This is a genomic window from Streptomyces sp. NPDC051180, from assembly GCF_040689545.1.
Classification (GTDB): Bacteria; Actinomycetota; Actinomycetes; order Streptomycetales; family Streptomycetaceae; genus Streptomyces.
This window is the reverse complement of sequence record NZ_JBFBBC010000007.1, coordinates 44,033-62,572: the sequence shown is the minus strand read 5'-3', so window position 1 is coordinate 62,572 and position 18,540 is coordinate 44,033. Positions and strand designations below refer to the sequence as shown.

Annotated in this window: 9 protein-coding genes; all 9 read left to right on the top strand. The window is 76.0% G+C overall.

Translation table 11 applies throughout. From position 1 onward, the window contains the following. The first annotated feature begins 476 nt into the window (after positions 1-476). Positions 477-2,036 (top strand): hypothetical protein, encoded by a 1,560-nt coding sequence (locus AB0424_RS15020; protein WP_366305407.1) that lies wholly within the window; start codon positions 477-479, stop codon positions 2,034-2,036. A 200-nt stretch (positions 2,037-2,236) separates the two neighbouring features. Next, a complete protein-coding gene (locus tag AB0424_RS15015; protein ID WP_366305405.1) occupies positions 2,237-2,683 on the top strand; it encodes a Pycsar system effector family protein in 447 nt (148 codons plus the stop codon). 8 nt (positions 2,684-2,691) lie between these two features. Further along, positions 2,692-5,145, top strand: coding sequence for a vWA domain-containing protein (locus AB0424_RS15010; protein ID WP_366305403.1), 2,454 nt, complete (start codon positions 2,692-2,694; stop codon positions 5,143-5,145). 21 nt (positions 5,146-5,166) lie between these two features. Then, positions 5,167-8,925: a tubulin-like doman-containing protein gene (locus tag AB0424_RS15005; RefSeq protein ID WP_366305401.1), complete on the top strand. Its 3,759-nt coding sequence runs from the start codon at positions 5,167-5,169 to the stop codon at positions 8,923-8,925. Next, positions 8,922-11,525, top strand: a complete 2,604-nt coding sequence (locus AB0424_RS15000) for a hypothetical protein (protein WP_366305399.1) — start codon at positions 8,922-8,924, stop codon at positions 11,523-11,525. Before AB0424_RS15005 ends, AB0424_RS15000 begins: the two co-directional genes overlap by 4 nt. Next, a complete protein-coding gene (locus tag AB0424_RS14995) occupies positions 11,522-13,768 on the top strand; it encodes a hypothetical protein (RefSeq protein ID WP_366305397.1) in 2,247 nt (748 codons plus the stop codon). The genes AB0424_RS15000 and AB0424_RS14995 overlap by 4 nt, the downstream gene beginning before the upstream one ends. Then, complete coding sequence (locus AB0424_RS14990; RefSeq protein ID WP_366305396.1) at positions 13,765-16,110, top strand: hypothetical protein; 2,346 nt, start codon at positions 13,765-13,767, stop codon at positions 16,108-16,110. Before AB0424_RS14995 ends, AB0424_RS14990 begins: the two co-directional genes overlap by 4 nt. A gap of 56 nt (positions 16,111-16,166) precedes the next feature. After that, a complete protein-coding gene (locus AB0424_RS14985) occupies positions 16,167-17,399 on the top strand; it encodes an arginine deiminase (RefSeq protein ID WP_366305394.1) in 1,233 nt (410 codons plus the stop codon). Between the two features lie 115 nt (positions 17,400-17,514). Next, positions 17,515-18,528: an ornithine carbamoyltransferase gene (argF, locus tag AB0424_RS14980; protein WP_366305392.1), complete on the top strand. Its 1,014-nt coding sequence runs from the start codon at positions 17,515-17,517 to the stop codon at positions 18,526-18,528. Positions 18,529-18,540 lie beyond the last annotated feature (12 nt).

Genomic DNA, 18,540 nt, shown 5'->3' with positions numbered 1-18,540 from the left:
GGCGCCCGGACCGCCGGGGACCCGACCGCCCCGGGCCGGAGGGACAGGGCCCGGACGGGCGCGTACGGCAGCGGTACGAGGAGCCGGACGAGCGCGCCCGTGACGAGCGCGCCCGCCACCGGGACGCCGGACGCGGCCCCGGGCGGGATACCGGACGGGGCGCCGCACCGGGCGACGACCCGCACGGCGCCCGCGCCACGGGAGGGCGGCCGGGCCCCGGAGGCCAGGGGTCCGACCCGGCCCGGGGCCGGGCGCGCGGCCAGGGGCAGGGCCAGGGCCGAGGTCCGGGGCGTGACCAGGGCGGCGGGCAGGGAGAGGGGCAAGGCCGGGGCCGGGACCGCGGAGCGCGTCCGGAGCAGGGTCGTGAACAGGGCCGTGAGCAGCGTCCGGAGCAGGGTCGTGAGCAGCGTCGTCAGCAGGGGAGGGGCCAGGTGCAGGAGCAGGGGTCGACACCGGGTCGGGGCGAGGGGCGGGGCATGGGACAGGGGCGTGAGCGGGAGCCGTGGAACGCGGACGCCGCAGGGCGGCCGCGCGGACCGCTGCTGAGGGAGTACGCGCCTCCCTACCGCCGCCGCAGCGGCCGGGTCGCCGCCGTGCTGCTCTACCGCAACGGCGGCCACCGCGTGGTGTGGCCCGACCGCAAGGAGGACGTCAACAAGCCGCTGATCGGCGCCCCGTACACCGTCTTCGAGGTCCAGCTCGGCCGCAACGTCACGGAGTTCGTGCTCCAACTGCCCGCGGCCGGGGACGGCGTGTTCTTCGAGGCCGTCGCCAGGATCCAGTGGATGGTGACCGACCCGCACCTGGTCGTCCAGGAGCAGGTCGAGGACGTCGCCGAGCTGCTCCACGACGAGCTGCTCGACGGGCTGCGCCGGATCTCCCGCCGCTTCCGGATCACCGACGCGCAGCGCGCCGACGAGGCCGTGCGGGAGGCGCTGAGCACCGGGCGCCTCAGCTTCGGCCGGGACATCGGGCTGCGGACCCGCGTCCACGTCTTCATCGACCTGGAGGAGTCGGTCAAGGCCGAGGTCCACCGGCGGGACCGGCTCGACATCACCATGGAGGCCGACGCGCGCGAGGCCGAGGCGGAGCGCCGCAGGGACGCGGCGGAGCGGTCGAAGATCGCCGACCGCGCCCGCGAGATCGAGGCCCTCTTCCGGCGCGGCGACCTCGCCCAGATCGCCCACCACATGGCGGTCCATCCCGACAAGCAGTGGGAGATCCGCAACCAGCTCCAGCAGGAGCGGCGCCAGGGCCAGGAGGACTACCTCGCGGTCTTCACCCAGCTCCTGGAGACCGGCGTCCTCGAACGGCACGACATCGGCGAGCAGATGTACCAGGTGCTCATGTACCTGCGGTCCCAGACCGGGACCATCGTCGGCGGCATCACCGACCGTGTCCTCAACCCTTCCGGCGGCGCCGGTCAGCGCTCTCCGCGCGCCATCGAGGACCTGACCCCCGAGCCGGGCCGCCCGGACTGGGACGACGACCCCCACGCCGGCGACGCGGACGACGGCCGGGTGCGCGGGGACCGCCGGACCTACGGGGGCGGGGGCACGCACGGCGGTGGACGGGGCGACGGCGAACCGGAGCGCCGGGAGAGGCGGGAGATACCCGAGCGCCCGGAGAGCCGAGAGGGCCGGGAACGGCCGGAGGATCGCGAGGGACCCCAGGGACGCGAGGGCCGCGGGGGACGTGACGAGCGCGGAGGACGGCGAGAGGACCGGGAGCGACCGGAGGACCGCGACGGGTGGGAGGGAGCGGAGAGCGGGGACGGCCGGGACGACCCGCCCGCTCCCCGGGTCTACGAGCCGACCCGCGTCGAGTCCGGCTTCGACCGGGACCGGGAGCGGGCCCGGGCCCGGGAGCGGGACCGTGCGGACGCGGGTGACCACGACGACCGGTACGAGCGCTACGACCGGTACGACCGCGACGACCCGTACGACCGCGAGGAGCCCGGCCGCGCGCGCCGGGAGTCCCGATCCCGCCGCCCGGCCCGCCCCAGCGCCGACTTCGACGACTGGGACGACGCGTGACGGCCCCGGACCGCCTCCCGGACCGTGCCTCCGACCGCGTCCCGGGGCCTGTCTCCGACCGAGTCCGGGACCGTTCCTCCGACCGGGTCCCGGACCGTGGACCCGAACCCGCCCCGGCCCCGGCCGGCGCGCCGGACCGTGTCCCGGCCCCGGCCCCGGCCCCGGCCTCCGAGCCCGTACCGCCCGAGGAGCTCCGCTTCATGGCCGAGCGGCTGCTCGCCACCGTCCGCGAGGACATCGGGCGGGCCGACACGAAGGCCGCGATCCTGCTCTCCGGCGCGCTCGCGTTCCTCGCGGTCGTGTTCTCGGGGGAGCGCGCGCCGCTGCCCACGGCCGGTCCCGGGCTCGTGTTCCTGCTGGTCGCGGGTGTCCTGTGGACGGCCGGCGTCGTGATGCTCGTGTCGGTGGTGCTGCCCCGGACCCGCATCGGGGCCGACCGCACCCTGTTGCGCGAGCTGACGGCCGGGCCGTCGGAGCCGGTGCTACGCGAGCGGCTCACCGCCTCGGGCGCGGACGCGACCGGCTGGCTCCTCGAACAGGCCAGCGTGCACGGGCTCGTGCTCGCGGCGAAGTACCGGTGGCTGCGCCTGGGCGTGTGCGCGCTCGCGCTCGGCGCCCTCCTGGCCCTCTTCAGCGAACTGTGGTGAGACAGAGAATGCAGTGGAACGACAAGGGGAGCGCCCTGCTCCTCGCCGGAGTGCTCCTGGCGCTCTCCGCCCCGTTCGCGGCGGCCGGCGCCGCGGGCGCCCCCGCGCTTCCGGGAAGCCCCCGGGCGGGGATCGCCGCCGAGCCGGCCGACGGCCCCGACCCGATCGACTTCGCCGTGGTCGTCGACCAGTCGAAGAGCCTCGCGGACAAGGACCTGGCCCGGGAGACCGAGGCGGCTGCCCTGCTCAGCCAGGGCGAGATATCCGAGCGCTCCCGGGCCACCGTCATCGGCTTCGGCAGTTCGGAGAAGGCCGGCCAGTCGCCCGTACGGGAGGTCTGCCCCCTCCTCGTCGCCGACGCGGCGGGCCGGGAGGCGCTCAGCGAGTGCGTGCAGAAGCTGGGCCGCCGCGACGAGGCCAGGATGGGACCGGGCACCGACTTCCCCGCGGCGATCCGCCAGGCCGTCACCCGCCTCACCGGGGCCGCCCCGGCCGGGGCGAGGACGCCGGCCGTCCCCAAGGTCGTCTTCCTGCTCACCGACGGCCGGCTCGACGTCGCCGACAGCCCCGAGTACGGCACCGACCGCGACAGCCGCCAGGCCAACGGCGAGCGGCGCCTCACCGAGGAGCTCGCCCGTGCGCGGGCCGCCGGAGTCCAGATCTGGCCGCTCGGCTTCGGCAGCGCCATCGACCGCGCCGCGCTCACCGCGATGGCCGGGGGCGGCTACCGCGGAGCCTGCTCCGACATCCCCGGCTCCGCCCCGAAGATGCGGGTCGTCGGCACCTCCGCCGAGATCGACAAGGCGCTCCAGGAGACGTTCGCCGCCGCCCGCTGCGCCCGGATCGCCCACGGGACCGTCGGCAAGCCGCCCGCCGACCTGACCGTCACCATCCCGCCGATCGCCACCGACGGTTCCCTCACCATCTCCAAGCACGACCCGAAGGTGCGGGTGACGTACTTCGACCCGGCGGGCCGCCAGGTCCCCGCCCGGGGCGCGTTCGACGGCTCGGTCTTCGAGGTGAGCGGGCAGGACGGCCCGGTCGAGGCACTGCGCGTGAAGAACCCGCTGCCCGGCCGCTGGCGCGTGCACATCGAGGCGCCGGAGGGCCACCGCGACCGCGAGGTCGCCGTCCGGGCCATCTGGCAGGGCCGACTCCGCTCCGACGTCACCCTCGACCCGGCCTCGCCGCGCGCCGGCGAGGAGATCACCGTGCAGGCACGGATGCAGACCCGCCGCGGGGTCGTCATCACCGACCCCCGGCAGCTGGCCGGGCTCGTGGTCACCGCCGAGATGAGCGGCGCGGGGTTCGCGCCCGTCACGTTCCGGCTCGCCGACGACGGCCGGGCGCCCGACCGCAAGGCCGGTGACGTCCGCTTCACCGGGCGGCTCACCGTGCCCGCCGGGGCGACCGGCGAGCTGAAGTTCGTGACCCGGATGGCGGCGCCCGGCATCACCTCGGACCTGCGCCCGCTGTACGCCCGCACGGCCGAGGAGCCGCGGACCGTGGTCGCCGGCCTCGCCGTCGACCGGGTCACCGTGCATCCCGGGGGCACCGTGCACGGCACCCTCGACGTCACCAACGAGGACTCCGCGCCGCACACCCTGCGGCTCGCCCTGAAGGACGTGACGCCGGGCGCCGAACTCGCCCTCACCCCGACGACCGTCACCGCGCCGCCCGGCAGGAGCACCCGGGTCGCCTTCACGGTCGCGGTCGGCGGCTCCACGCCGCAGGGCGAACTGGGCGGGCAGGTCACGGTCGTGGACACCGACGGCGACCTGGTCCTCGACTCCGACTACCTCGACGCCCGGGTGGTCGCCCCGCCCACCTGGTGGGAGCGCCGGTGGAAGGAGGTGGCCGGCGCCGCCGCCGCGCTCCTCCTCGCCGCGGCCTTCGTCGGCATCCGGATCGCCGCCCGGCGCCGCCGCCGCGACCTCACCGGCCTCACCCTCGAACTGGGCCGTGAGGGACGGTCCCTGTACGCGCTGACCGTCCGGCGCGGCCAGAGCCCGGGCGGGGTGTTCGCCTTCACCGTCGACGAGCCGTACGGCGAGCCGCCCGCGCTCCGCCGGATCCGCGGCGGCACCGCCGCCGCCTCCCACGTCCTGCGCCGCACCGGCGGCGGCGACCTGCTGTTCCGCCCCCGGGGCGGCCCGCAGGTCTCCGTCCGGACGGGTGAGCCGATCGCCCTGGGCGACCACGAACTCGTCGTGCGCGGCGGACGCGTGGAGCCGGTCGCGACCCGGGAGTTCCCGTGGTCCCGCCGGACGCGCACGCCCCGCGGGCAGGCCGGGGCGCCGGGCGAAGGGGGCGGCAGGCGACGCGGCCGGGGTACGGGCGAGGAGGCCAGGGGCGGCGGTGGGGGCACCGGGTACGCCGGCTCGGGTCCCGGTTCCGGCCCGGGTGCGGGCTCCGGCGCGGGGGAGACCGCGGGCCCCGGCGCGTACGACGACAACTTCTGAACGGGTCACCGAGGAGACGAGATGAAGATCTACCAGCCCATGCTCTTCGTGGGACTCGGAGGCACCGGCGGGCGCATCGGCAGCGAACTCGAACGCGGTCTGCGCCGTGAACTGTGCGGCCCCGACGGCACCGACCTGGTCGACGGCGGCCGCCGGCTGCCCTTCCAGCTGCCCGACTGCCTCCAGTTCGTCTACGCCGACTTCAGCGAGGGCGAGCTGCTGAGCCAGCCGCAGTTCCGGGCCAAGGGGGCCGAGGGCGCCGCCTTCGCCCGCACCTCCCGCATGGTCCGCGACCTGCTGCCCACCGACTTCGACTCCTCGCCCGAAGTCACCCGCACCCTGCGGGTCTCCGTCCACGAGGAGACCCGGCTGTGGCTGCCGCCCCAGGCCCGCCAGCCGCGCGTCGCCCCGCTCAACAGCGGCGCCGGACAGCTCCCCACCGTCGGACGGGCCGCGTTCTTCGCGTCCGTGCGGTCCGGCCTCGAACCCGTCCTGCGGCAGCTCCGCGAGGCGATCGGCGCCATCGGACAGGCGGCCGGGGATCTCAAGAGGGTCGGCGGCGGCCGCATCCGGGGCTGCGACGTCTTCGTCGCCTTCTCGGTCGCCGGCGGCACCGGCGCCGGCATCTTCTACGACTTCATCCACCTCATCGGGCACGAGTTCCGCAACGCCAAGGTGCCCGGCGTGAAGATCTACCCGCTCGTCGTCATGCCGTCCGCCTTCCCGCCCGAGGCGGGCGGCGGACGCGAGGCCGAACTCAACGCCGCCCGCGCCCTCGTGGACCTGTCGCGGCTCGTCGACGACCAGAACGTGCCCGACGCCCTCGACACCGTCGGCGACGTCGAGGAGCACGGCCGTCTCAGCGTCACCTACCCGGGCGACGGGGTCGTCGCCCTCCGCCCCGCCACGATGCAGACCGCCTTCCTCTTCTCCAAGCCGGCCGTCATCGGCAGCGAGGACCTCCGCCGCTCCATCACCGCCATGGTCATGTCGCTGATCGGCACCGAACTCGGCGAGGACAACGGCTCGGTGAACCGCGCCGACGACGACTACCAGTCCTTCGCCGCGAGCTTCATCAACAAGAGCGTGGAGCGCGCGACCCCCGCCCGCACCGGCATCGGCTACCGGGGCATGTCCACCAGCCTCGCCGCCTCCCTCACGGTCCCCGTCGACGACCTCGCCGAGATCGTCGCCGCCCGGCTCCTCGCGCAGGCCGTCCGCGGCATGTCCGAGCGCGCCCGCAGGCCCGCCCGGGACGGACAGGACCTCGTCCGCGACCTCTTCACCCGCTCCGGCGTCGGCCGGCTCTGGAGCCGCGAGGCCCCCGACGTACCCCTGCCCGAACAACTCCCGCGGGGAAGCCGGGACATCACCCAGGAGCTGCGGCAGCGCCTCCAGGACATGGAGGAGTCGCTGCACCGCCTCGACCTCCACCTCTCCCGCGAGATCCCGCGCCTCACCGAGGACTTCAGGCCCGGCGCGGGCGCCCGCGAACTCCTCGGCACCGTCGGCCCGTTCCAGCTGGAGACCGTCCTCGCCGGCCTGCCGGGCCACCCCGACCGGGTCGCCAGGGAGGGCTTCACCGGCATGCTGGACAACCGGCGCAACGAGCCCGAACGGCCCCCGCACGTCCAGACCTCGGCGCCCGCCATCCCGCGGATCAAGCGCAGTGTCGGCGGTGTCGTGCCGGCCCGCTGGACCGACCCCGACGTGCAGGAGGCGCTCGCCGCCCAGGAAGCCTGGTACCAGTGGCGGGCCCGCGTCCTGTGGCACCGCGGCTGGCAGGCGGGGGAGTCCCAGTGGCGGCCGTCCCTCAACCGCGTCACCAACGAGGTCGCGGAGCTCGCCAAGGTGCTCCGCGCCCACGAGCAGGACGAGGGCAAGTCCTTCGCCGACCGCCGCCGCGAGCTCTACCGGGACGACCGCGCCGGCATCGCCTACCTGCTGCCCCCGCAGAACACCCTGCGCGCCTTCTACGACGACGTCGTCGACCGGCTCGCCCAGAGCGAGGGCCTCCCGGAGACCACCGACGCCGCCACCCTCCTCGACCGGCTCGTCGGGGCGGACGACTGGCGGCGCGCACTCGACGCGGTCCGCCGCTCCGCCGGCGCCGCGGTCAAGGAGATCAAGCAGGTCGTCGAGCGGCGCGTCAAGCGCCTCTTCGGCGAGGCCAACGAGGACGTCTTCGCCCGCCCCCTGCTGCCCTCCATGGAACTCCTGCTGCGCGCCGCCTCGGGCGACGAGAGCGCCGAGGCGAAGGTCGACCCGCGCTGGCTCGACCAGTTCCGCTCCCGGCTCGCCGGGCTGCTCCCGGTGGGCTTCGTCCCGGACGGCAGCGGTCCGATGAAGATCCTCATCGTGCACCCCGCCAGCGAGTCCGACGGCCGCGCGGCGGGCTTCCTCTCCCAGGAACTCAACCTCCCCTCGCGGGTGTCGCCCGAGTGCCGGGCCGTCGACACCGACTCCATCACCGTCGTCCTCTTCCGCAGCGGCATGAACCTCACCGACATCTCCGAGGTCCGCAGCGTCCTCAGCCTCTGGTCCGAGGCCCGCGACTCCGGCGGCGAGGAGGACTTCCTGCACTGGCGCCAGCGGCTCGGCTACCAGGACGACTGGCTGGTCTCGACCGAGCAGGACCGCCAGCGCATCCTGCACCGGCTGCTCTGCACCCTGTGGAACGGCCACATCGCCACCGAGGGACCGGAGACCTCCCCGCACCTCGTCCGCATCCGGCTCCAGGAGGGCGAGTCCGCGACCATGTCGCTGCGCCTGGAGGGCTTCGACGGCTCGCTCTCCAGCTGGGCCGGGCTCCTTCGCGCGTACGAGCGCTGGGCGCTGCTCGACGAGGGCCAGATCATCGAGCAGTTCTGCGAACGGCTCATGCGCGCCCTGCCCAAGGGCCTCGCGCACGTGCCGCAGCCTCCGTCGGCGCTCTTCACCCGGTTCGTCGAGGACATCGCCCCGCGCCAGCTCGTCCTGGTCGACCGGCTCGCCGCCGAGTACGGCGAGGCGGACAGCGAGTGGCTCGCCCCGCTGCGCCACTTCTGGTCGGTCACCTACCCCGGCGCCCTCGACATGCGCTTCCCCAGCGCCTCCCGCGCCACCCGCTCCACCCTCCGCGCCCTCTACGAGCGCCACGCCCCGCACCGGACGCCCGCCCGCCCGCCCCGCCCGAGGCCCGAGCCCCGCCCCCACCGCGCCGACGAAGGCCGGTACGGAGACGACGGCCGGTACGGAGACGACGCCCGATACGGCGACGACGGCCGGTACGGAGACGAGAGCCGGTACGGAGACGAGAGCCGGTACGAGAGCCGCGAGCGCTTCGACGGCGGGGGCGGGTGGCACGACGAACCCCGACGCCAGAACGTCGGAGACCGCCGGAACGGCGCCGACCCGCGGGACGACACCGGCCGCCGGACCGGTGCCGGCCGGCAGAACGGCTATGACCACGAATCCCGTTCGGCGTACGGGACCAGGCGCCGCCCCGACTCCGGAGCGCGCCCGTCCGACCGCTCCTTCCCCGAGGACGACTGGGAGCGGGAGCCCGAAGCGGACTTCGGGCCGGACGACGGGTACGACGCCGGGCCGGACGCCCGGTCCGGCGCGGCCCCCGACTGGGGTCCGCCGTTCACGGACGACGCGGACGACGACTTCGACGACGACGTCGACAGGGCGTACGACGACGTCGACAGCGCGTACGACGACGGCTTCGACGACGCGTTTCGCGACGGCTTCGGCGCCGCGCCGCGCCGCCGTGACCGGGCCGGTGAGGCCGAGTGAGCTCCCCCGTCCTTCCCGAACGACCCCTGCCGGGCCACGCCGTCTGCCTCGACCTGCGGACGGCGGGGCCGGGCGCCCGAGCCGGGGCGCACGGCGGCGGCGCCGGTGTCGACGACGCCGTGCGCGCGGCGCTCGACGCCCCGCAGCCCGGCGGTGAGCGCCGGTTCCTCGTGGTGGACGAGGCCGACCGCCTCGTCGGCCACCAGCTCCTCTACGAGCGGCTGTCGTCCTACGGCCCCGCGCACATCGTCTGCCTCGCCGTCGGCGCGCGGGGCGAGCGGACCCTGCGCCGCTCCCTCACCCTGCGGCCGCCGGCCGCCGGGGTGCTGTGGGTCTTCGACTCGACGGAGGACGGCGTCCCGGGGGACGCCGTCCTGCGGCCGTTGGTGGACGTCCTGTCCACCCCCGAGGTCTTCGACGCGGTGCTCCGCGCGCTCGGCGAGGTGGTGCACGGCGTGGCCGTGCCGGCCGTGCGCGTCCTGGAGCACGACCTCACCGACGAGGCGCGCGCCCGCGCCTGGCGCCAGGCGGTGGAGGGCCTGGCCGGACCGGAGGTCCCCGCCGTGGGCGTCGTCGCCGACCAGGTGCCGGGGGCGCTCGCGCTGCTCCTCGACGAGGGCGTGCCGCGCTCTCTCTCCGGCCACCCCTGGCTGCCCGCCCGCGGCCGGGCGGGGGCACGGCTCGCCGCCTGCGAGGAGGCCCTCGGCGTCGCCGTCGAGGGCTACGAGCGGGTGCGGGGCGCGGCCGGACTCCTCACCGGGGCGGGCGCCTCGGTCGACCTGCCGGGCGACATCGAGCGGGTGGCGGAGGAGCTCGCCGGGTTCCGCACCGCCGTCGCGGACGCGTTCGGCGCGGCGGGCGGTACGCGGCTGACCGCCGAGCACCGGGGCCTGCTGCGGGACCGGGGGGTCGAACTCCCCGAGATGCCGAGGGAGATATCGCGGACCGGCATCGTCCCGGCGCTCCGTGACCACACCCACGACCTGATCGGCAAGGGGCTGCCGCTGCGCTCCGTCGCGGCCCGGCTCGCGGCGCTCTCCGCGCGCACGGCTCCGGTGGGCAGCGCCGCCCGGCTCGCCCGGCTCGACGCGATCTGCGGGCCCGAGCGGCTGCTGCGGCTCGGCCGCAGGCACCCCTTCACGGCCGGCGGCGGGCGGCCGGCGGCCTTCGCGGTGACGGGGCTGCTGGCCTTGCTCGCCGGCCTCTGGCCGGTCATCGGCTGGGCCCTCGGACCCGCCGTAGGCGTCCTGGCCGCCGGCCTCGCCCATCTGATGCTGCGGCGCAGGCCCAACCGCTCGCCCGACGGCCGGATCGACGGCGGTGGTGCCACGGGCGCCGCGCCGCGCCTCCTCGGCGGCGTCCTCGGCGGCCTCGCCGGTGCGGTCCTGGGCGGGTTCCTGGACCCGCCGGTGTGGGGGGCGGCCGTCGCGTCCGCGGTCTCCGTGACCGCCGTGGTCCTCCTCGCGCTGCGCGACTGGAGCCGGGCCGTGGACGACTGGTGGGCCCGCGCGGACCCGGAGGAGGCCGGACGGATCCTCCGGGATGTCCACGCCCTGGTCGTCACGACCGCCGTCCACGACTGGCTCTTCGCGGAGGTGCGCCACCACTGCTCGGCCGGTGCGGGCGCGGTGGCCCGGCTGCTGCGGGCCCTCGCCGAGACCGCGGACGCGCACGGGCAGCCGTACGCCCCCGCGAAGGACGCCGGAAGCCCGCGCAGCGCGCCGCCGCCGGCCCCGGACCCCGGTACGGCGTCGTGGAGCTGGGAGGACTGGGGGGACGGCGACGAGGACGACTCCTGGTCCGACCTCGACGCGGAACCCCGGGTCGGCACCCCGGCGGGGACGCCGTACCCGCCCCGCCCGGACGGCGGCCCCGACGACCCGTTCGGCGCCTTCGACCGGCGGGGTCCGGGAGACCCGGCCGGCCCGCACGATCCGCTCGGACGGCCCGGCGGACCGGAGGCCCCGCGGGGGTCCGGTCCGGCGCCCGGCTGGCTGGAGCGGCGGTACGGGGACGGCGGCCCCGCACTGGTCGACACGCTCGTCGGCGACCTCGTCGCGGGCACCGTCCTGATCCTCGACGCCTGCTGGGCGGGGATCGAGCGCGACCCCGGCGCCGGCGCGTCGGCGGTCCACGAGCGACGGCTCGGGGAGCTGCTCGCCGAGACCCGGCTGCGGCTGGAGCGCGACGTGGCCGCCTCGCCGCCGCCCGCGCACGACGGGCTGCGGGACCGCGCGACCCTCACCGGGCTCGCCGCCTTCACCGACCGCTCCGACCGGCCCGACGCCGCCCGGCTCACCGGCGTCGCCCCCGACGCGGTGGCCCGGCTGCTCCTGTCCGAGGACGACCCGGGGCGCACGGTCGCCCTCTGCGGCCCCGAACACCTGAGACTGCTGTCCCACGACCCGCTCGCCGCCCGCCAGGTCCGCTTCGTGCCGGAGGCGATGCGGCGCGGCGCGGCGGGGGACGACATCTGGCGCGGCACCGCGGAGGACGTGGTGTGGACCGGCGCGGGACGACACGCCGGCATCCTCCGCCTCGTACCGCTGCGCGCGGACGTCGTGAACACCGTCCGCGCCGAGGAGGCGGGAGAACCGTGACCGACCCGAACCAACCGAACCCACCGCACCACGGGGAGGGGCCGGACCGCCCGGCCGACCCGTACCCGCCGATCGACCCCGACCACCCCGACCACCTGAGGGAGCCGGGCACGCCGACCCATCCGTACTACCAGGAGCTGGAGTTCCTCACCCACGAGGAGGTGCCGGTCCGGTTCGCGGTCCGGTACGGCGAGGACCACCGGCCGCCCGGCCGCCCCGGCGTCCTCGCGCGCCGCGCGACGCTCGGCGCGGGATGGTCGGTGCTCCAGTACCGGCTGACGGCGTCCGCGCAGGACGACCCCCGGGCCCACGGGCTCCTCGAACGCGAGGTGGCCGCCGCCATCGCCGTCGAACGGCGGTACGGACAGCAGAAGTTCGGAGCCGTCTTCCCCCGGATCGTCGGGCACGACCTGACCGCGGCCGAGCCCTTCGTGCTGTACCGGCCGCCGACCGGCCGGCCCCTGTCGGAGTGGGCGGGCCGTCTCGGCGCGGAGGACCAGGAACGGATCACCGGCCAACTCGCCATGGCGGGAAGGCTCCTGGCCGACCTCGACCTCGTGCACCGGGCCGTCGCCCCCGACACCGTGCGGTGGGACGGCTCCCGCGTGCGGCTGTGCGAGCCCTACGCGGCCCAGCGCGCGGGGGAGGCCCGCGAGCCCTTCGGCGCCGCCCCCTGGGCCTCGCCCGAGCAGCGGGCCGGACGCGGCGCCGCCGACCCCCGCGACGACCTGTGGTCCGTCGCCCAGATCGCGTACTACCTGCTCTCCGGCCGCCCCGACCGCGGCGACGGCCCCCCGGCCGACCTCGCCGACTACCGCAGGCTCGCCGCCCTCGCGCAGAGCGGCCTCTACTCCCCGCACGCCGCCGAACGGCCCCGCGCCGCCGACCTCATGCGGCTGCTCCACGTGCCCGACCCGCTCGCGACCGGCATCGGGGCGGCCGACCCGCTCGGGCGGTGGCGTGCCGAGTACGACCTCCAGATCGCCCGCAAACGGGCGCTGCTCGAAGGGCCCGGGCCGGTCGGCGCCCCGCCGCCCGGCGGCGACCGCGCGAGCGCCGGGACCCGCGTGCCGCGCACCTCGTTCCTCGACCGGATCTTCGGCGGCGGACAGGAGGCGGCCCGCCCCGACACCGTGCCGGAGCCCACGCCCGGGGCCGCGCCCGCGCCGCCGTCGCCGAGCCGGATGTGCCCGCACTGCCTGCTGCCCGTCGCCTACGACGAACGGCTGCTCGTCACCATCGACGCCAAGGGCAACCGGATCCCGCTGGACCTCAGCGCCGAGCGCCGCCCCGGCCACGTCGCGGACGCGCTGCGCAAGGCGTACCACCTGTGTCCGCACACCGTCGACGGCGACGAGGAGCACGAACTCCCCGTGCCCTACCTCACCACCGGCGAGCCGCTGTCGGTCGCCCTCGTCGGCAGCTCCTCCGTCGGCAAGACCCACCTCCTCGCCGCCATGCTGGGTGAGGTCGAGCTCGGCGGCCTCGAACCGTACGGACTGAAGTGCCGGCCGCTCAACCCCGACGCCCACCGCACGTATCTGCGGGAACGGGTGCAGAGCCTCCAGCAGGGACGGCAGCTGGGCCGCACCGGGCAGCAGACCTTCGCGCGCTTCGCCGACGGCCTGCTCGTCTCGGCCGGCGGCGCCACCCCACGGCCGGTCGTCTTCTTCGACCTCGCCGGGGAGGACCTCGCCCAGGACGGCGAGGTCGGCCGCTTCCTGATGGGCGTCGACGCCTTCGTCTTCGTCCTCGACCCGCTGCGCGCCCTGCGGCTCTCCTCCCTCGACCCGGTGCGCGCGCAGAGCGGACTGCGCCGCCGCGACCTCGGCGACGAGGCGTTCACCACCGTCCTCAACCGCATCCCCCGGCAGCGCGGCGGCCTCGTCGCCGCACCCGCGGCGCTCGCGGTCAACAAGAGCGACCTGGTGCGCTTCGAACCGGCCGTCGACCGCTGGCTCGCCCGCTCCCTGCCGGGCCGCCACGACCCGGCGGCGGTGCGGGACGAGAGCCGCGACGCGTACGCCTTCCTCGCCCACCACGCCAGCGCCGCCTGGCTCAAGCCCTTCGACGACTGCGCCGACTGCACCCTGCACTTCGTCGCCGCGACCGGCGGACAGGCGCGCGGCGACCGCTTTCCGCACGGGGCCCGGCCGCGCCGCGTCCTCGCACCGCTGCTGTCACTCTTCGCCATGTGCGGGCTGCTGCCCGGGGCGGAGCCCAGGGAGGGGATCGTCCGATGACGCGGACGGAGAACGAGGCCGACCAGATCGTCTTCCGCTGGGACAGCGAGAACCTCTCCGGCAGCACCGGCTTCGGCCCGGTCGCCTGGTCCGGGCCGCGCGAGGAGGTCGAGAACCTCTTCCGGATCTCCGGCCCCGTCCTGCGGGCCACCGGGGACGAGACCCGGCCCGCCCTGATCCGGCTCCAGAGGACCGCCGGCGTGATGCTGATCCGGCGCGCCCCCTTCACCGACGCGGGCGGCGGTACCTCCGTGCTCTGCCACGCGCTCGTCGGCTCGGCGGACCTCCTCACCCCCTCCACCTGCCTGGGGCTCCACGCCTGGGACTGGGAGGGCGCGGCCGCGATCGACGCCGCCCGGGTCCGCGGGCGGCTGCGGCCGGTCCCCGAGGAGGCCCTGGGGTCGGAGGCCGTCGGCCGGGGGCTCGGTGGCCTCGAACGGCGCCTGCCCGATGTCGCCGGCGAACTCGTCGGCGTCGTCGCCGAGTTCCTGCGCCACCCCACCGAACGGTTCACCGTCCTCGACGAACGCGGCGACACCGCGTACCCGGTGCTCTGGGGGCTGCACGGCATGTTCGGCGGGACCACCAAGCGCCGGTGGACCTTCGCCACCCACGACACCGTCGAACTCACCGAGCTCCGCTTCGTGTTCGTCGGCCGCTGGTCGGGCGCGGCGAGCCGCAACACCGACCGCCGCCGCGTCGACCCCGGCGACCGGTACGGCGACCGGGCCGAGGCGGTCGCGACCGGGCTCGTCCACCACCACCTGAGGGCGGTCGCCGAGGGCCAGGAGTACGCCGTCGCCGGCACCCTCCACGCCACCGCCTCCGCCCGCCGCGGCACCCTCCTCGACACCGCCGCCCGCGCCCTCGACACCCTCGACCGCCGGACCGGCGACCCCGGCCCCCGCACACCCCCGCCCGTCGCCGCCCCCCGCACCCCGCCCGCCCCGGGCCCCGCCCGGGACCACCGCCCGCCGGAGCCCGAGGAGCCGGACCACCGCCCGCCGGGCGTCGACCGGCCGGACCGCAGGCCCCCGGACGTCGGCGGACCGGACCACCGCCCGTCGGGCGTCGACCGGTCCGGTCGTCCCCCGGCGGACCGCGACGACGAGGGGCCGTGGCCGCCCCGCGAGGCGAACCCGTACGTCCCGTCGCCCCCTTCCGCACCCGAGCGGGGCAGCGAGGCGAACCCGTACGTCCCGGTGACCCGTCCCGCACCCGAGCGGGCCCCGACGGCGCCCGACCGCCCGCCGACCCGTCCGACCGACCGCCCGCCGACGCCGCCGGACCGCTCTCCCACGCCGCCGGACCGCCCACCGACGCCGCCCGACCGCTCTCCCACGGCGTCGGACCGCTCTCCGGCATCGGCCGGACCGCCCCCGGCGGCCCCGGAGCGGCCGACCAGCCCACCCGCCCCGGCCCCCCTCGCTCCCGCCCCGGCCCCCGGGCCCGACCCCCTCGCTCCCGCCCCCGTCGCCACCGCGCCGGCCCCCGGAGCCGCGCCCGCCGGTCCCGAGGAGGCCCACCGCCCGGTCAGCCCGGCGGGTGCCGCGCCCGGAGGGGTGGCCGGGGACGCGTACCCCCGTCCCGTGCTGCCCGGCGTAGCGGCGGAGTGGACCGGTCCCGGGCGGGAGCGGGGCAGGCCGTGGGCGAGGGTGAGAGGAAAGGGGAAGGAGGGGGAGGCGGAGACGGGGCTGGTGCACAAGCTGCCGACGGCGCGGGACGGGGAGGAGGCGCGGGAGCTGGTGGAGCGGGCCGGGAGCCGGGAGCTGCTCGACGTGCTGCCCCGCCCGCTGGAGTACCCCGTGCTGACCGCACTGCTCCAGGAGATCGGCCGGCGGCTGCCGGCCTGGGAGCATCCGCTGCGCCGCGAGTTGTGCGAGGTGGTGCTCGCCCGGGAGCTGTGGGCGGTGGCGCCGCCCGGCGCGGGGGCGCATCCCCCGGAGCCGCCGCAGGAGCAGCGCGCGGCGAACGCGGCCGAGCTGTACCGCTGGGCGGTCCGCCCGCTGCTCGGCGGGGGCGACGCCCGGCTGGGGGCGGTCGCCGCGCTGCTGTCGCAGTTGCGGACGAGCCCAGAGCCGTCGGCCCGCGAGACGTTCTGGCTGATCGTCGACGGGGACCGGCCGGGGCTGCCGGAGGCGGTGTGGCTGACGCTGCTGAAGGAGGCGTACGGCCTGCCCCGCACGCCGCCGCGGCCGGGGGCGCCGGTCTCCCCGGCCGCCGTCCCCGCGGACGACGGGGGCAACGGCTACACCCGCCGCTTCCTCACCCGGGCCGCGCTGCTCCTGGGCGGTCTGGTGGTCGCGATCGTCCTGATCGGCGTGTGGGGGGCGCTGACATGACCCCGGCCCGTTCCGAAAGGCAGGCCGCGGCCGTCCGGCTCCGTCAGGATGGGCGCATGGGATTCCATGTCGACTCCGAGACCGGGCGGCTGCGCCGCGTCATCCTGCACCGGCCCGATCTGGAGCTGAAGCGGCTCACGCCGTCCAACAAGGACGCGCTCCTCTTCGACGACGTGCTGTGGGTGCGGCGGGCCCGGCAGGAGCACGACGGGTTCGCCGACGTGCTGCGCGACCGGGGGGTGGCGGTGCACCTCTTCGGCGACCTGCTGCGCGAGACCCTGGAGGTGCCCGCGGCCCGGTCGATGGTCCTGGAGCGGGTCTTCGACGAGAAGGAGTACGGGCCGCTCGCCACCGACCACCTCCGGGCCGCCTTCGACTCGCTGGACGCCACCGCGCTCGGGGAGGTGCTGGTCGGCGGCATGACGAAGCGGGAGTTCCTGGCGGCGCACCGGGAGCCGACCTCGGTCCGCTTCCACGCCCTGGACCTGGACGACTTCCTCCTGGGCCCGCTGCCGAACCACCTCTTCACGCGGGACACCTCGGCCTGGATCTACGACGGGGTCTCCATCAACGCGATGCGGTGGCCGGCCCGGCAGCGCGAGACGGTGCACTTCGAGGCGATCTACCGGCACCATCCCCTCTTCACCGGCCCGGAGGCGGGGGACTTCCACCACTGGTCGGAGGGGCAGGCCGACTACCCGTCGACGATCGAGGGCGGGGACGTCCTCGTCATCGGCAACGGCGCCGTCCTGATCGGGATGAGCGAGCGCACCACCCCCCAGGCGGTGGAGATGCTGGCCAGGGGGCTGTTCGCGGCCGGTTCGGCGCGGACGATCGTCGCGCTCGACATGCCGAAGCGGCGGGCGTTCATGCACCTGGACACGGTCATCACGATGGTCGACCAGGACACGTTCACCCAGTACGCGGGGCTCGGCATGCTCCGCTCCTACACGATCGAGCCGGGCGACGAGGGGCAGTCCCTGCGGGTGACGGACCACCCGCCGGAGCAGATGCACGGCGCCATCGCGGCGGCGCTGGGGCTCCAGGACATCCGGGTCCTCACGGCGACCCAGGACGTGCACGCGGCCGAGCGCGAGCAGTGGGACGACGGGTGCAACGTGCTGGCGGTGGAGCCGGGCGTGGTCGTCGCGTACGAGCGGAACGTCACGACCAACACGCATCTGCGCAAGCAGGGCATCGAGGTGATCGAGATCCCGGGCAGCGAGCTCGGCCGGGGGAGGGGCGGTCCGCGCTGCATGAGCTGTCCGGTGGAGCGCGACGCGGTCTGAGAGCGGACGGGCAGGGGGGCTGTATAGAAATGTTGACCCTCGTATAGACTTCCAGGGTCCCCGGCCGTCGTCCCCGGCTGCCGTCCCCTCGACCCGTACCCCAGGAGCGCGACCCATGGCCACTGACCTCATCGGCCGCCACTTCCTCAAGGAGCTGGACTTCTCCGCCGAGGAGTTCCGCGCCCTGGTCGCGCTCTCCGCCGAGCTGAAGGCCGCCAAGAAGGCGGGGACCGAGGTCCAGCGGCTCCGCGGCCGGAACATCGCCCTGATCTTCGAGAAGACCTCGACGCGCACCCGCTGCGCCTTCGAGGTCGCCGCGGCCGACCAGGGCGCGTCCACCACCTACCTGGACCCCTCCGGCTCCCAGATCGGCCACAAGGAGTCCGTCAAGGACACCGCCCGGGTCCTCGGCCGGATGTTCGACGGGATCGAGTACCGGGGCGACAGTCAGATCGCGGTCGAGGAACTCGCCGCCCACGCCGGCGTCCCGGTCTTCAACGGGCTCACCGACGACTGGCACCCCACCCAGATGCTCGCCGACGTGCTCACCATGACCGAGCACACGGACAAGCCGCTCGACGAGGTCACCTTCGCGTACCTCGGCGACGCCCGCTTCAACATGGGCAACTCCTACCTGGTCACCGGCGCCCTGCTCGGCATGGACGTGCGGATCGTCGCCCCGAAGTCGTACTGGCCCGCCGAGGGCGTCGTCGCCGCCGCGCGCGAGCTCGCCGAGAGCAGCGGTGCCACGATCACCCTCACCGAGGACGTGACCGAGGGCGTCCGGGGCGCCGACTTCGTCGCCACCGACGTCTGGGTCTCCATGGGGGAGCCCAAGGAGGTCTGGGACGAGCGGATCACCGCGCTGTCCCCGTACGCCGTGACCATGGACGTGCTGCGCGCCACCGGCAACCCCGGCGTCAAGTTCCTGCACTGCCTGCCGGCCTTCCACGACCTGGGCACCGCCGTCGGCCGGGACATCCACGCCCGGCACGGCCTGACCGAGCTCGAGGTCTCCGACGAGGTCTTCGAGTCGGCGCACTCCGTCGTCTTCGACGAGGCCGAGAACCGGATGCACACCATCAAGGCCGTCCTCGTCGCCACGATGGCGGGGACCGCGGGGGCCTGAGGCTCCCCTGCG